This is a genomic window from Leclercia sp. J807, from assembly GCF_009734465.1.
In the GTDB taxonomy this organism is placed as follows: domain Bacteria; phylum Pseudomonadota; class Gammaproteobacteria; order Enterobacterales; family Enterobacteriaceae; genus Enterobacter.
In genome coordinates this window covers 1-15,372 of sequence record NZ_CP046446.1, presented here as the reverse complement: position 1 = coordinate 15,372, position 15,372 = coordinate 1, and the positions used below count along the sequence as shown (strand labels likewise).

At 57.2% G+C, this 15,372-nt stretch carries 14 protein-coding genes; 1 reads left to right on the top strand and 13 read right to left on the bottom strand.

What is annotated here, in order from left to right; all coding sequences use genetic code 11:
* Positions 1 to 100: 100 nt before the first annotated feature.
* Together ibpB and ibpA are read right to left on the bottom strand one after the other, a co-directional pair.
* Positions 101 to 529: a small heat shock chaperone IbpB gene (gene ibpB / locus GNG26_RS00070; protein ID WP_103824254.1), complete on the bottom strand. Its 429-nt coding sequence runs from the start codon at positions 527 to 529 to the stop codon at positions 101 to 103.
* 137 nt (positions 530 to 666) lie between these two features.
* Positions 667 to 1,077: a small heat shock chaperone IbpA gene (gene ibpA / locus GNG26_RS00065; protein WP_039032247.1), complete on the bottom strand. Its 411-nt coding sequence runs from the start codon at positions 1,075 to 1,077 to the stop codon at positions 667 to 669.
* 311 nt (positions 1,078 to 1,388) lie between these two features.
* Here ibpA and GNG26_RS00060 point away from each other — a divergent pair, with 311 nt between their 5' ends.
* Positions 1,389 to 1,721, top strand: a complete 333-nt coding sequence (locus GNG26_RS00060; RefSeq protein ID WP_114316313.1) for a YceK/YidQ family lipoprotein — start codon at positions 1,389 to 1,391, stop codon at positions 1,719 to 1,721.
* Here the strand turns inward: GNG26_RS00060 and GNG26_RS00055 are convergent, their stop codons facing one another.
* The 11 genes from GNG26_RS00055 to dnaA form a co-directional block, all read right to left on the bottom strand.
* Positions 1,722 to 2,948, bottom strand: coding sequence for a DUF3748 domain-containing protein (locus GNG26_RS00055; protein WP_197080122.1), 1,227 nt, complete (start codon positions 2,946 to 2,948; stop codon positions 1,722 to 1,724).
* A gap of 51 nt (positions 2,949 to 2,999) precedes the next feature.
* Positions 3,000 to 4,337, bottom strand: coding sequence for an MFS transporter (locus tag GNG26_RS00050; protein WP_156237402.1), 1,338 nt, complete (start codon positions 4,335 to 4,337; stop codon positions 3,000 to 3,002).
* A gap of 180 nt (positions 4,338 to 4,517) precedes the next feature.
* Positions 4,518 to 5,666 carry a galactonate dehydratase gene (gene dgoD / locus GNG26_RS00045; RefSeq protein WP_103177637.1) on the bottom strand — a complete coding sequence of 383 codons (1,149 nt, stop codon included), beginning with the start codon at positions 5,664 to 5,666 and terminating at the stop codon, positions 4,518 to 4,520.
* Positions 5,663 to 6,280 carry a 2-dehydro-3-deoxy-6-phosphogalactonate aldolase gene (locus GNG26_RS00040; protein ID WP_156237401.1) on the bottom strand — a complete coding sequence of 206 codons (618 nt, stop codon included), beginning with the start codon at positions 6,278 to 6,280 and terminating at the stop codon, positions 5,663 to 5,665. Before GNG26_RS00040 ends, dgoD begins: the two co-directional genes overlap by 4 nt.
* Positions 6,264 to 7,142 carry a 2-dehydro-3-deoxygalactonokinase gene (locus GNG26_RS00035; protein WP_156237400.1) on the bottom strand — a complete coding sequence of 293 codons (879 nt, stop codon included), beginning with the start codon at positions 7,140 to 7,142 and terminating at the stop codon, positions 6,264 to 6,266. Before GNG26_RS00035 ends, GNG26_RS00040 begins: the two co-directional genes overlap by 17 nt.
* Complete coding sequence (dgoR, locus tag GNG26_RS00030; protein ID WP_156237399.1) at positions 7,139 to 7,828, bottom strand: D-galactonate utilization transcriptional regulator DgoR; 690 nt, start codon at positions 7,826 to 7,828, stop codon at positions 7,139 to 7,141. Before dgoR ends, GNG26_RS00035 begins: the two co-directional genes overlap by 4 nt.
* 250 nt (positions 7,829 to 8,078) lie before the next feature.
* A complete protein-coding gene (yidA, locus tag GNG26_RS00025; protein ID WP_103824251.1) occupies positions 8,079 to 8,891 on the bottom strand; it encodes a sugar-phosphatase in 813 nt (270 codons plus the stop codon).
* A gap of 194 nt (positions 8,892 to 9,085) precedes the next feature.
* The gene (gene gyrB, locus GNG26_RS00020; RefSeq protein ID WP_156237398.1) at positions 9,086 to 11,497 is read right to left on the bottom strand and encodes a DNA topoisomerase (ATP-hydrolyzing) subunit B; all 2,412 of its coding nucleotides are present in this window, start codon (positions 11,495 to 11,497) and stop codon (positions 9,086 to 9,088) included.
* Positions 11,498 to 11,525: 28 nt separating this feature from the next.
* Complete coding sequence (gene recF / locus GNG26_RS00015; RefSeq protein WP_114316318.1) at positions 11,526 to 12,599, bottom strand: DNA replication/repair protein RecF; 1,074 nt, start codon at positions 12,597 to 12,599, stop codon at positions 11,526 to 11,528.
* Positions 12,599 to 13,702, bottom strand: a complete 1,104-nt coding sequence (dnaN, locus tag GNG26_RS00010) for a DNA polymerase III subunit beta (RefSeq protein WP_103177630.1) — start codon at positions 13,700 to 13,702, stop codon at positions 12,599 to 12,601. Before dnaN ends, recF begins: the two co-directional genes overlap by 1 nt.
* Before the next feature lie 4 nt (positions 13,703 to 13,706).
* Positions 13,707 to 15,107, bottom strand: a complete 1,401-nt coding sequence (gene dnaA / locus GNG26_RS00005; protein ID WP_103177629.1) for a chromosomal replication initiator protein DnaA — start codon at positions 15,105 to 15,107, stop codon at positions 13,707 to 13,709.
* Positions 15,108 to 15,372: the final 265 nt, after the last annotated feature.

Here is a 15,372-nt window from a genome sequence, read left to right as displayed (position 1 = left end):
CGCCGGGGCGGGGCTTTGATTTTGCCCGGCGGCGCTTCGCTTGCGCGGGCCTGCGGGTCTTGTAGGTCGGGTGAGCGTAGCGCCACCCGACACAGCTGGATTAACTGTTCAACGCCGGGCGTTCGCTGATGGCGATCCGCTGCGGAGCAATCGCCTCCGGCACGTTGCGGGTTATGTCGATATGCAGCAGCCCGTTGGTGAAGGTGGCGCCTGTCACCTCCATATGTTCAGCCAGGGTAAAGCTCAGGCTGAACGGCTGGGTCACCAGCCCCTGGTGCAGCCATTTGGTTTCAGCTGCCGGTTTTTCCGGGGTGCCTTTTACCGTCAGGCGCGTGCCTTCCAGCTGAATATCGAGGTTCTGCTGGCTGAAGCCGGCCACCGCGAGCGTAATGCGATAGTGGTTATCGTCGCTCTTTTCGATGTTATACGGCGGGAAGGTCTGGCTTTCGGTGGTGCTTTGCAGCGCGGAGGCCAGTTTGTCAAAACCGATCCACTGACGCAGCAGCGGGGATAAATCGTAATTACGCATAGTAAATCTCCTTCTGAGAAGCGAGTTCGGCACAGGTGAATTTTGTGCGCAGTTATTCCTGTAAATCCTTATGGATTCACATATGCTCCCGATATCGGCAAGCATTCATATTTGGGCCGCGCAAGCGACCCGGACAATTAATTAATTTCGATACGGCGCGGTTTTTTCGCTTCCGGAATAACACGTTCCAGATCGATATAGAGCAGGCCGTTAACCAGGTTCGCGCCGTGAACGTGGATGTTCTCAGCTAACTGGAACTTACGTTCAAAGTTACGTTCCGCGATGCCCTGATAAAGGTAGGTACGTTCTTTCTGCTCGCCTGCATGAGCGCCTTTCACCACCAGCAGGTTATCCTGAGCGGTGATCTCCAGTTCGCTTTCAGCGAAACCGGCCACGGCAATCGCAATGCGATAGTGGTTTTCGTCAACCAGTTCAACATTGTATGGAGGGTAGCCATTGCTCTGGCTTTGGTTGTTTTCTAAATGGCTGAACAGACGATCGAAGCCAATGGCTGAACGATAAAGCGGAGAAAGATCAAAGTTACGCATACAGTTAAAACTCCTGAAATCAGCAAGAATTGTCGCCTTCCACCGTGGACAGGCTGGGGTATCCCAAACGCCCCTCAGGCACGTTTGTTCATCGATACATCCTTAAAATGGGTCCGTTTGCGATCTTTTCAAGAGCAGCGCAGCGAGAATTTTTTGCACTTTGCGGGTACTGGCATAGACTGGGACTACAGCACGTAAGGTTAAAATGCGATAGGTGCCACAGAGCGGTACTTTTCAACTATTCATTTTAAGAATGGCCCGTTATAAACCCGGTTACGGGTCTGCGCCGTGCCATTGATGATGACTGACTGATAATGAAAAATGTTCTGATAAAGCTGACGATATTCAGCGCGGTGGTTGTGCTTTGCGGGTGTTCGAGCGTGATGTCTCACACCGGCGGTAAAGAAGGAACCTATCCCGGAACACGCGCCAGCGCGAATATGCTGGCGGATGACGACACTAACTGGGGCACCAAATCCCTGGTGGTGCTGGATATGCCGTTTACTGCTGTTGTGGATACGCTGCTGCTGCCGTGGGATCTCTTCCGCACCGATAAATCCGTACGCTCCCGCGTGGAGCAAAGCGAGGAGAAGACGCTGGCAACTAACGCCGTCATCCCGCCCGCTCAGATGCCCTCTCGCTGATCAGCGCCCCGTTTCTGTTACCCAGATCTGACGGAAGCCACCGACCTCCTCCATCCAGGCAATGGTGTGTCCATCCGGAGAGTAAATCACCGCATCGCCCGACGGCGGATTGCCATGATCGGACGTCAAAAACGTCACAGCACCAGACACCGCATCACAGGTCGCAATGCGATCCTCCAGCACAAATCCCAGTGAATGGCCCGCCGGATGCCAGTTAAAGGCCGACTGAATATCGCTTTGATTATGGGTGAGCTGACGGGGTTCTCCCCCTTCCGGGGCGATCAGCCACAGCTGCACCACGCCGTTATCATCCCGCATCAGGAACGCGATTTGTGTCGCCTGGGGGTTGCTGCGCACCCAGTGGCGCGGCACGTTCACCAGCCCCGGATAGCGGTTGCCGTGGGTAAAGGTTAACCGGCGCTGCATGACCCCGGCAGGCGGGGCGGGCATGCGATCTGCCGTGCCCTGAAGCGGTAGATCGCCCGCCTGTTTCCAGCCCTGTTCATCTTTTGGCAGGTCAACGATAAACAGCTCCGGCACCTTCTCGCCGCTGGCGGAAAGGGTATCGCCGATAAAAGCCAGTTGGTGATTACCGACCCAGCCCTCTTCGTAGGCGCGGTTGATCTCATCGCTGCCCGGCTGCGGCGTGGGAGTGGTACGGCTGACCAGCACGCTCCAGTGCGTACCGGCATACTCCCGCGGATGTTGACCCGCAGGCGTCACCGGGCCATAAGGCGCGGCCACGCCCACGTTGCGTAAATCCAGCGTCGGATCGAGCGTGTGCAACACATGGTCGTTATAGGTAAAGCTGACGAACTGCCCGTCCGGACTATACACATGAACATGACTGCCGCCGCGCAGCGCGCCGGGAGTGAAAGGCGGGGTGATATCCATCGCATCAAGATTGCTCACCTGCCCGCGCTCTGCAACCACCCCCTGACGGTGATGGAAGTCGTACTGCCAGTGAGCATCGGGATGTTGCGGGCCGTGGATAAAGACGTATTTAGTTTCCGCAGGATGAACGGTCACCACCCCTACGTGCGCGCCGTTGCTTGCGCGATAGATCACTTCGACGTCGCCGGTTTTAACATTCACTCTTTCAATGGTTTCGCCGGTAAACGACGCCCCGGAAGGCCGGACGTCAAAGGCCAGCCACTGGCTGTCTGCGGTCCAGGTACGGGTGTTGGTGAGCTGATGGTTACGGGAAGCGAAAGTGATTTGTTTCATGAGGATACCCTGATGCGCGGATGTCGCATCAGGGTATAGCATTGCAGGAGATTAGCCTACCCGTTTAACGTCGCCCACCAGCAGGATGTAGGAGAGCGCGCCAATCAGGGCCACCGCGGAGATATAGACCAGCGCCGGGCCAAAACCGTAGTCCTGCGCCAGGTAGCCAATCACCAGTGGAACGGTGATCCCGCCCAGGCCGCCAACGAAGTTAAACACCCCGCCGGTCAGACCAATCAGACGCATCGGGGCCAGCGACGACACCAGCGACCAGGTGATGGAGGCAAAGCCATTCCCAAAGAACGCCACCGCCATCAGGGTCATAATCCATACCGGATCGTTGGTGTAGTTGGCGCCCATGATGCAGGTGGAGATCAGCAGCCCGCAGATGATCGGCGTTTTACGCGCCACGCCGAGGGAGAATCCTTTTTTCACCAGCTTATCCGCCAGCCAGCCGGAGAGTAGCACGCCAAAGAAGGCCGCCAGGAACGGCACGGTGGTCATAAAGCCTGCCTTCAGCGCGGTGATGCCTTTCTCCTGGGTCAGGTAGTTCGGGAACCAGGTCAGGAAGAACCACAGCGTGGAGGTCACCGCAAACTGGCCAAGGTACACGCCCACCAGCTTACGGTGGAAGACCAGCTTCCAGTCAGCTTTGGTCAGCGGCTGGCGCGCCTCTTTTTTCACTGGCGCATCGCCATCCACCAGGCCGCCGCCGTCGCGGATGTAATCCAGCTCGGCTTTGCTGATGCTTTTGGTCAGGCGCGGCGGTTGATAGACCTTAATCCAGATAAACGACCAGATGATGCCGATCCCGCCGGTGACGATGAACACCCAGTGCCAGCTCAGCAGCTCCTGGATCCAGATCAGCAGCGGCGTCAGGAATGCCAGACCAACAAACTGCCCGGAGGTATAGAACCCGACGGCAGAGGCGCGCTCATGTTCCGGGAACCAGCTGGTGACCATGCGGTTATTGGTCGGGAACGCTGGCGCTTCGAAAATACCGGTGATGGCGCGCAGGCCAATCAGCGACATTAAGCCGGTAGCAAAACCCTGGAACAGGGTCGCCACGGACCAGCCGAAAATAGCGATAAAGTAGGTCAGACGCGAGCCGACGCGGTCGAGGAACCAGCCGCCCGGGATCTGGCACAGCGTATAGAGCCAGGCGAACGCCGAGAAGACGTAGCCCATCTCCGCTTTGGTAATGCCAAACTCCTCCTGAATATGGGCCGAAGCCACAGCAAGGTTGGCGCGGTCGACATAACAGATGACCACGGTAATAAAGATCATCATCAGCGTCAGGTAGCGGCGACGCCCGGTTTTGGTAGCAGTAACTGGAATATCCATCGCAATCTGTCTCCAGATTTTGGGCATAGCGAGGCCGCTCACCATGCCCTGTAATTTACAGAGGGTGTATTTGGTTTTTTTAATTAAAAACGTAAACGCAATGCGCTAAATAATTCGTGCTGGGGGAAGGCGGCAAGTTTTCGCATCCCCGGGAGCATACAAAAGTATGTGACCGGGGTAAGAAAACGCAGCCAACGCATCACCAGCGCGAAGTATGACGCGCATTTACCACTCGGCTACGGAGCCGTCTTCATGACGCCACAGTGGATTACGCCAGTCCGGCGCATTTTTACTCAGCTCAATGACTTTGGCTTCGTCGATCTCCACGCCAAGGCCCGGCTTCGTTAACGGTTTGAAGAAACCGCCTTCCATGCTGAAGTCTTCTTTGTTCTTCACAAAATCGAGCAGTTCTGCGCCCTTGTTATAGTGAATGCCCATGCTCTGCTCCTGGAATACCGCATTGCGCGAGACAAAGTCCACGTGCAGACAGGCTGCCAGCGCAATCGGGCCCAGTGGGCAGTGCGGCGCCAGGGCCACGTCATAGGCTTCTGCCATCCCGGCAATTTTGTAGCATTCGGTGATGCCGCCCGCGTGGGAGAGGTCCGGTTGCAGGATCGCAATCCCGCCCGCTTCCAGCACGCGTTTAAACTCGAAGCGCGAGAACATGCGTTCGCCCGCCGCGATCGGAATGTGCGTCTGCTCCGCCAGTTTCGGGTAGTACTCGGCCTGCTCGGCCAGCACCGGCTCCTCGATAAACAGCGGACGGTACGGCTCCAGCTCTTTGATCAGCAGTTTCGCCATCGGCGCGCTGACGCGGCCGTGGAAATCGAGACCAAACTCAATCTCGTTGCCGAAGGCTTCGCGGATTTGCGCCACGGTATTTACCGCGCGATCCACCGCCCGCGAATTATCAATAACGCCCATCTCTTCGCAGCCGTTAAGTTTGAAGGTGTCGAAACCGATGCTGCGCAGCTTGCTAATGCCGTCGATCACTTCCGCCGGACGGTCACCGCCCACCCAGCTGTAGGCTTTGATTTTGTCGCGTACCAGGCCACCCATCAGCTGCCAGACCGGGGCGTTCAGCACTTTGCCTTTGATATCCCACAGTGCCTGGTCGATACCGGCGATGGCGCTCATCAGGATTGGGCCGCCGCGGTAGAAGCCCGCACGGTACATCACCTGCCACAGGTCGTTAATACGCGCCGGATCCTGACCAATCAGATATTCGCCCAGCTCATGCACCGCCGCTTCAACGGTGCGCGCACGGCCTTCAATCACCGGCTCGCCCCAGCCAACCACCCCTTCGTCGGTTTCGATTTTCAGGAACATCCAACGCGGCGGTAAACGGTAGGTGGTGAGTTTGGTTATTTTCATTGCATTGCCTCTCGATACGCTTTTACAAATGCTGCCGCCTGCTGTGCGGTACGCTCAACGGACTGCCCGGCGCGATAGAGATCGCTACCCAGACCCGCCCCTACACAGCCCGCGTTCATCCACTGGGCCAGGTTTTCTGGCGTGACGCCGCCCACGGCAAAGACCGGTACACTGGCGGGTAACACCGCTTTCAGCGCTTTGATGTAATCCGGGCCAAAGGCCGACGACGGGAAAATTTTGAGTGACTGTGCGCCCGCATCGAGAGCGGTAAAGGCTTCTGTCGCCGTGGCGCATCCGGGACAAACCGTCATGCCGTAGCCCACCGCGCGGCGGATCACCTCAGGGTTGATATTGGGCGTCACAATGAGCTTGCAGCCCATCTTCGCCAGGCGGTCCACCTGCTCCGGCTGTAACACGGTCCCCGCGCCGATCAGCGCTTTGTCACCAAACGCATCCACGACTGCCGGAATGCTTTTTTCCCACTCCGGGGAGTTGAGCGGGATTTCCACCGCGTCGAATCCGGCGTCGATCACCGCGCCAACGTGGGCAATGGCCTCGTCGGGGGTGATGCCGCGCAGGATCGCGATAAGGGGAAGATTAGTTTGCCACTGCATGAGCGATGCTCCTTATTCCAGCCTGAAATGCCGTGTCGCCCTCCACCGCCGCCACGTCACGCCCGATAGCGTGGAACGCCTGGCGGTAACGCGCGGTCAGCGATGAACCCGCGACGAGGGTGATGGACTGCTGCCCGGCGAACTGTTCGCTCAGGGTGGCGACTTCTGCGCCAATCAGCAGGCCCGATAAAAATTCGCTCACCTGCTCGCGGGGAAGGGTTCCCAGCACGTGCGAGGCGCGAACCTCAAAAAGCTGCGGCAAAACGGCGGGGGAAGCGATCCCGCGCTCAAGCCCGGCGGCAAATGCTTCCGGCGAGGCTGTCTGCTCCGGCAGACCCGCCCCCACCAGCGAATGCTTCAGCAGCAAATGGTGTAATTCGCCGGTCATCACGGTGCGAAAATCAGCGATCTGCTGAGCATCAGTCTGCACCCATTTGCAGTGCGTACCGGGCATGACATAGACAGAAGAAGGAGAGAGCGTGCGCGCGCCGAGGAGTTGAGTTTCTTCACCGCGCATCACGTTGTGATTATCGTCGCGGGAGACGCATAACCCTGGAATGATCCAGATATTTTCGCCAACGGACGTTAACTGTTCGCCAATAGCGGAGAAAAAGGCAGGAACCGGCAGGTATGGTGCAACCTTCCAGCCCACGTTGCTGCCAACCATGCCCGCCATCACCACCGGCGTGGCGCCGTCGCGCCAGTTTTGTGTCACCTCTGCTAACACCGCTTCAGGAGATTTACCGTTCAGGCGCGTGACGCCTGCTTCTGATTGCCTGCTCTCCAGGCACTGCTCGCCCTGGTAGAGCCAGGCGCGCAGATTGGTCGATCCCCAGTCAATTGCGATGTAGCGTGATGTCATGTGATTTCCTTCAACCTTCGTGTTGAGCTGGCGATCATGGTGAGCGCCGCCTGCTCTGCCGCATCGCTGTCCTGATGGCGTATCGCATCGAACAGCGCTTTATGTTCCTGGAGCGTCTTCGGCATGTTGGCCTCATCACCCATCCAGGTTCGTTCAAATACTGCTCGCTGTAGCGAGCTGATCGCCACGCTAAGCTGCTGTAGCACCGGGTTATGTACCGACTGCAGCACCGCCTCGTGGTAGCGAATGTCCGCCTCGTTAAAGGCGTCCCGGTTCTGGTTGTTGGCGATCATGTCGTTCAGGGCCGACTCAATCTGCGCCAGGTCACCGGAAGTTGCGCGTTCCGCTGCCCAGCGGGCAATGGCCGGCTCCACCAGGTTTCGCACCTCGCTCATCGCGCCAATCAGTCGTGGGTCGTAGTCGTTTTCCAGCACCCACTGCAGAACCTCGGTATCGAGGTAGTTCCACTGGTTACGCGGAGCGACAAAGGCGCCACGATAACGCTTCATTTCAATCAGCCGCTTCGCCATCAGCGAGCGGAACACTTCCCGGATGATGTTGCGCGAGGTTTCAAACTCCTCACACAGCTCTGCCTCGGCGGGCAGCGGTGACCCAGGAACGTACTTGCCACCCACGATTTGGGTGCCCAGCGTGATGACGATGCGATCGGTTTTATTGAGAGTCATGGAGAGTCCTTGTGCTCTGTAGGTCCGCCCCTACTTTACCGCGACCGCTGAATTTCGCCTCAATTTTGCAGTACAAACGTGATGCCATTCGTCATTGCTGTGGTCGTAATGTAGTACAATCACATTGTGTTGTACTACAATCCAGATCACAAAAAGAGCAATCAGTGAAAGGAATGTTAAAGAAAGGTTCTTGAGGGGATAAAAAAACCCGCAACGAGTGCGGGTTCGGGAGCGCGTGTTTTGCCAGGCTTTAATTCAGCACAAACTTCTCAATCGCGTAGGCCACGCCGTCTTCGAGGTTAGATTTAGTGACGAAGTTAGCCACCTCTTTCACCGACGGGATCGCGTTCTCCATCGCCACGCCTAAGCCAGCATATTCCAGCATCGCAATGTCGTTTTCCTGATCGCCGAGCGTCATGATCTCTTCCGGCTTGATCCCCAGCGTTTCGGCCAGCGATTTCACACCGGTGCCTTTATTGACGCGTTTATCGAGGATTTCGAGGAAGTACGGCGCACTTTTCAGCACGGTGTACTTCTCTTTTACTTCATCCGGAATGCGGGCGATGGCCTGGTCGAGAATGGCGGGTTCATCGATCATCATAACCTTCAGGAACTGGGTTTCGGGATCCATTTTTTCCGCTTCGCAGAACACCAGCGGGATGGTGGCGACGTAGGATTCATGCACGGTGTAGTAGCTGATATCGCGGTTCGCGGTGTACAGCGTGGTGCGGTCGAGGGCGTGGAAGTGCGAGCCTACCTCGCGGGAAAGTTGTTCCAGATAGCGATAATCGTCATAGCTCAGCGCCGTCTGCGCCACCGTGCTGCCATCGGCCGCTTTCTGCACCAGCGCACCGTTGTAGGTAATGCAGTAATCCCCCGGCTCATTCATGTGCAGTTCTTTCAGGTAGTTATGTACCCCCGCATACGGGCGACCGGTGCACAGTACCACGTTCACGCCCTTCTCACGGGCTGCGGCAATCGCATTTTTAACGGCAGGAGAGATGGTGTGATCTGGCAGCAGCAGCGTGCCGTCCATATCGATTGCAATGAGTTTGATAGCCATGGGATCCCCGGTTGGAATGAGTCTGGCTTCATGCTAACGCGATTCCGCTCAAAAAACACGGTAAGAAAGGGGATGGGGTCTGGAGAGGAAATTCCTCTTTTGCATCTGAAGAAAAGCCCGGTAGCGCTGACGCGTACCGGGCCCACGAAACCTGTAGCCCCGGTAAGCGCAGCGCCACCAGGGGAACAAACGGCTTAGATGTCGATATTCGCCGCTTTGAGGGCGTTCTCTTCGATGAAGGCGCGACGGGGTTCAACCGCATCGCCCATCAGGGTAGTGAACAGCTGATCGGCAGCAATCGCGTCCTTAACGGTAACGCGCAGCATGCGGCGGCTTTCCGGATCCATGGTCGTTTCCCACAGCTGATCCGGGTTCATTTCGCCCAGACCTTTATAGCGCTGAATGGAGAGGCCACGACGGGACTCTTTCACCAGCCACTCCAGCGCCTGCTCGAAGCTGGCAACCGGCTGACGGCGTTCGCCACGCTCGATGAAGGCGTCGTCTTCGATCAGGCCACGCAGCTTTTCGCCGAGGGTGCAGATACGACGGTATTCCGCGCCGGTCACGAACTCGTGCTCCAGCGGATAGTCGGTATCCACGCCGTGGGTACGCACACGGATCACCGGCTCGAACTGCTGAGCGGCGTTCTGCTGAATATCGAACTTCCACTGGCTACCGTGCTGTTCGTTCTCGTTCAGCTCGCTGACCAGGGTATTGACCCAGCGGGTCACCGCCTGCTCGTTATCGAGATCGGCTTCGTTCAGAGTCGGCTGGTAAACCAACGCCTTCAGCAGCGCTTTTGGATAACGGCGCTCCATGCGGCCAATCATCTTCTGGGTGGCGTTGTACTCAGAGACCAGACGCTCCAGCGGCTCGCCCGCCAGCGCCGGGGCGCTTGAGTTGGCGTGCAGGGTGGCGCCATCAAGAGCGATAGCGATCTGGTACTGATCCATCGCCTCGTCATCTTTAATGTACTGCTCCTGCTTGCCTTTTTTCACCTTGTAGAGCGGCGGCTGGGCAATGTAGACGTGGCCACGCTCAACGATCTCCGGCATCTGACGGTAGAAGAAGGTCAGCAGCAGGGTACGAATGTGCGAGCCGTCGACGTCCGCATCGGTCATGATGATGATGCTGTGATAGCGCAGCTTGTCCGGGTTGTACTCGTCGCGGCCAATGCCGCAGCCCAGGGCGGTGATCAGGGTTGCCACTTCCTGAGAGGAGAGCATCTTGTCGAAGCGCGCCTTCTCAACGTTGAGGATTTTACCCTTCAGCGGCAGGATCGCCTGGTTCTTACGGTTACGGCCCTGCTTCGCAGAACCGCCCGCGGAGTCCCCTTCCACGAGGTAGAGTTCAGACAGCGCCGGGTCGCGTTCCTGGCAGTCCGCCAGTTTGCCTGGCAGGCCTGCTAAATCCAGCGCGCCTTTACGACGGGTCATTTCACGGGCTTTACGCGCCGCTTCACGGGCACGCGCCGCATCGATGATTTTACCGACGACGATTTTAGCGTCGGACGGGTTTTCCTGCAGGTAGTCGCTCAGCAGCTCGTTCATCTGCTGTTCAACCGCCGATTTCACCTCAGAGGAGACCAGCTTGTCTTTAGTCTGGGAGGAGAACTTCGGATCCGGCACTTTTACGGAGACAACGGCGATCAGGCCTTCACGGGCATCGTCACCGGTGGCGCTGACTTTCGCTTTTTTGCTGTAGCCTTCTTTGTCCATGTAGGCGTTCAGGGTACGGGTCATCGCCGTACGGAAGCCGACCAGGTGCGTACCGCCGTCGCGCTGCGGAATGTTATTGGTGAAGCAGTAGATGTTTTCCTGGAAACCGTCGTTCCACTGCAGCGCTACTTCCACGCCGATACCATCTTTTTCGGTGGAGAAATAGAAGATATTCGGGTGAATTGGCGTTTTGTTCTTGTTCAGATACTCAACGAACGCCTTGATACCGCCTTCGTAATGGAAGTGGTCTTCTTTGCCGTCGCGCTTGTCGCGCAGGCGAATCGAGACGCCGGAGTTCAGGAATGACAGCTCGCGCAGACGCTTCGCCAGGATGTCATATTCGAACTCGGTCACGTTGGAGAAGGTTTCGAGGCTCGGCCAGAAACGGACCGTGGTACCGGTTTTCTCCGTATCGCCCGTTACCGCCAGCGGTGCCTGCGGCACGCCGTGGGTATAGACCTGACGGTGAATTTTACCTTCGCGGTTGATCACCAGCTCCAGCTTCTGCGACAGGGCGTTAACTACAGAGACGCCCACGCCGTGCAGACCGCCGGACACTTTATAGGAGTTATCATCGAACTTACCGCCCGCGTGCAGAACGGTCATGATCACTTCCGCCGCAGAGACGCCCTCTTCCGGGTGGATGCCGGTTGGGATGCCGCGTCCGTCATCCTGTACGGAAACAGAGTTATCGGCGTGGATGGTGACAATAATGTCTTTACAGTGACCCGCGAGCGCTTCGTCGATAGCGTTATCTACCACCTCGAATACCATGTGGTGCAGACCGGTGCCGTCATCCGTGTCGCCGATATACATACCCGGGCGCTTACGCACCGCATCCAGCCCTTTCAGGACTTTGATACTGGAGGAGTCATAAGAATTCGACATCAACGTTTCTCGCTCATTTATTCTTGGGTTAATCCGTTATTTTACCCTTTTCCACGTTAAACATCTTCGAATTTTCGTCCGACATGTCTATTACGTGTTCAGCGCTAATCGCACTGACGAAAACCTGCGACTGTGTGGCTTTTAAGCGGCTGGCAAGCAGCCCGCGCCGCGCGTCGTCAAGTTCCGAGGCAAAATCATCAATCAGATACAGACAGCGTCGCCCGCTCTCACGGGTTAAGTACTCGCCCTGCGCCAGGCGCAGGGCGCACATCAGAAGTTTAAGCTGCCCGCGTGATAAGGTGTCTTCCACCGGCGCGCCATCGGCACGAATGCGGAAATCCGCCTTGTGCGGGCCATGCGCGGTGTAGGTCAGCATGCGATCGCGCTCGAAGCTTCGCTCCAGCACCTCGGCATAATCTGTCTCTTTCTCCCAGCCACGCTGGAAGGAGAAGCTCAGGGAGAACTCGGGTAAAAACTGCTGGCAAGTGTCCGCCATGTCTTCCGCGATCCCGGCGCTGTACTCCGCACGCCAGCGGCTAATCTGCTCCGCCAGCGGGATCAGCTCTTTATCCCACGCCCGCAGTTGGGCGTAGCGGGTCACCTGGCGCAGCGCGGCATTGCGCTGTTTCAGCAGCCGCTTGAGGTTGCTCCAGGCGGTAAAGAAGCCCGCTTCGTTATGGAAGCATCCCCAGTCGAGGAAGGCTCTTCTGTATTTGGGGCCGCCATTGAGTAAAGTAAACCCCTCGGGGGTGATTAGCTGCATGGGCATCAGCAGCGCCAGCTCAGCCACTTTGTGCCCGTCGGTGCCGTCGATGCGTACCTTGCTGTCACCGTGCTTGTCTTTGGTCAGGCCGATGGCGGTCTCGTGTTCTTCGCCCCGTAAACGGCCATGAAGCACAAACGCTTCCTGCTCGTGGCGAATGACGCGGCCAATCTGCAAACTGCGAAACGCCCGGCCATGGCCGAGCGTATAGATGGCTTCCAGCACGCTGGTTTTGCCGCTGCCGTTGGCGCCAACCAGGAAGTTAAAGCCGGGGGATAAAGCAAGATCCGCGCTTTCGATATTGCGAAAGTCGCGGATCAACAGGCGGGTGAGCGACATTACAGTCTCATTGGCATGACAACATAAGCAGCCGACTGTGATGCGGCATCTTCAATTTGTACGCTCGACACGGAGTCGGTCAGCAGAATACGCACGTTCTCGCACTTCAGCGCGTTCAGCACATCCAGCACGTAACTGACGTTAAAGCCGATTTCCATCTCGGTGCCTGCGGCATAGGTGACATCCAGAATCTCTTCGGCCTCTTCCTGTTCCGGGTTGTTGGCCGTGATCTTCAGCTGGTTTTCGCTCACGTACAGACGCACGCCGCGGAATTTCTCGTTGGAGAGGATTGCCGCGCGGGCAAAGGCCTGCTTGAGGATATCGCAGCCCGCTTCCAGCGTTTTGTCCGGGTTCTTCGGCAATACGCGGCGATAATCCGGGAAGCGGCCATCCACCAGCTTGGAGGTAAAGATGAAGTCGCCCACGTGGGCGCGGATGTTGTTGCTGCCAATCTGCACGCGCAGCGGGGTTTCGCCGCCGTCGAGCATACGCATCAGCTCAATCACGCCTTTACGCGGTACGATCACCGAATGGTTCGGCAGCGTCACGCCAACCGGCATGGAGCAGACCGCCAGGCGGTGGCCGTCGGTGGCAACGGTACGCAGCTCTTCCCCTTCGGTTTCGAACAGCATGCCGTTTAAGTAGTAGCGAACGTCCTGATGCGCCATAGAGAACTGGGTGGCTTCAATCAGGCGCTTCATGGTGGCCTGTGGCAGGGTGAATTCGACTTCACTCTGCCAGTCGTCCAGATTCGGGAAGTCAGCAGCAGGCAGCGTAGAGAGCGAGAAACGGCTGCGGCCAGAGCGCACCAGCATACGGTCGCCTTCCAGCTGCACGGCAATCTCTGCCCCTTCAGGCAGTCCGCGGCAGATATCAAAGAACTTACGCGCCGGAACGGTGGTTGCGCCCGCTTCGTGAGGCTGAGAAAGCGTCACACGTGCGACCATTTCCATCTCGAGATCGGTCCCGGTCAGCGACAGCGTGCCGTCTGCCACCTGCAGCAGCAGGTTACCAAGAATAGGCAGCGTCGGGCGGCCGCCTAATGGGCCACTCACCTGTTGCAGCGGTTTTAATAAATGTTCACGTTCAACGGTAAATTTCATAGCATCACGATGATAATGTTCTGATTAAATTGGAGAAGTCTTCTTTTATGTCGTGGCTTTCTTCACGCAGCTGCTCGATCTTACGGCAGGCGTGCAGCACGGTGGTATGGTCACGGCCACCAAACGCATCGCCGATCTCCGGCAGACTGTGGTTGGTTAATTCCTTTGCCAGCGCCATCGCCATCTGACGCGGTCTCGCCACCGAGCGGGAACGACGTTTAGACAGCAAATCTGCCACTTTAATTTTGTAGTACTCCGCCACCGTCTTCTGAATATTGTCGATGGTGACCAGTTTTTCCTGCAGCGCCAGCAGATCGCGCAGCGCCTCACGCACGAAATCGATGGTGATCGCCCGTCCGGTAAAGTTGGCGTTAGCGATCACGCGGTTCAGTGCGCCTTCCAGCTCACGAACGTTAGAACGCAGACGCTTGGCGATAAAGAACGCCACCTCGCCCGGCAGACGAATGTCGTTCTCGTCGGCCTTTTTCATCAGGATCGCCACGCGGGTTTCCAGCTCAGGCGGCTCGATCGCCACGGTCAGGCCCCAGCCGAAGCGCGATTTCAGACGATCTTCAACCCCGTTGATCTCTTTTGGATAGCGATCCGAGGTCAAAATGATCTGCTGATTGCCTTCCAGCAGCGCATTGAAGGTGTGGAAAAACTCTTCCTGGGATCGTTCTTTATTGGCAAAGAACTGGATGTCATCGATCAGCAGCGCATCAACGGAACGGTAGTAGCGTTTAAACTCTTCGATCGCGTTGTTTTGCAGGGCTTTTACCATGTCCTGAACGAAGCGCTCGGAGTGCATATACACCACTTTGGCATTGGGCTTACGCGCCATGATGCCATTGCCTACCGCATGCAGCAGGTGCGTTTTACCCAGGCCGGTACCGCCATAAAGGAACAGCGGGTTATAGGCGCCGCCCGGGTTATCCGCCACCTGGCGCGCCGCCGCGCGGGCCAGCTGGTTCGATTTACCTTCGACGAAGTTATCAAAGGTGTGTTTGACGTTAACGTTAGAGCGGTAGGTCGGCTCTGCCGGTGCCGGGACGTTATCCCAGCCCGCACGCGGCGCAGGGGCGACGCGCGGCATCTGAACCTGCGCGGTCTGCGCGGGCGCAGCGGCGACGTTAACGGTCTCTTTAAGGGTTTGGGTGACCGGTTTAGTGCCCACTTCAAAACGCAGCTGTGGGGCATCGGCACCGCAAAATTCGTTTAGCAGTCCGTTGATGTTATTGAGGTATTTGTCCCTGACCCAATCGAGCACAAAACGGTTTGGCGCATACAAAGCCAGCGTGTTATCGCTCAGTTCCGCCTGCAACGGGCGGATCCACATACTGAATTCTGTGGCTGGTAACTCATCCTGCAATCGGGCAAGACACTGCTGCCAAAGCGAAAGTGACACGGCGGACTCCACTCGAACATAAAAAGAAAGCTATTGAATAGTCGTGATTGTTGACACACGTCGAAAGAACCCGGCGTTTAGGGGGACGTGCGAACCGCTATCTGCGGTTTTTTTTACCTGCTCTGGATCCTGGGATCGCGATCAGGACCGCGGATCATAGCCTAAACTGAGCCAGAGATCTTCTGTTTCTCACAGTTTCTTCCCGATTTATCCACAGGAGGATCGAAACGGGGTAAGTGTAAACGATCCTGGCGAAGCGACCCCG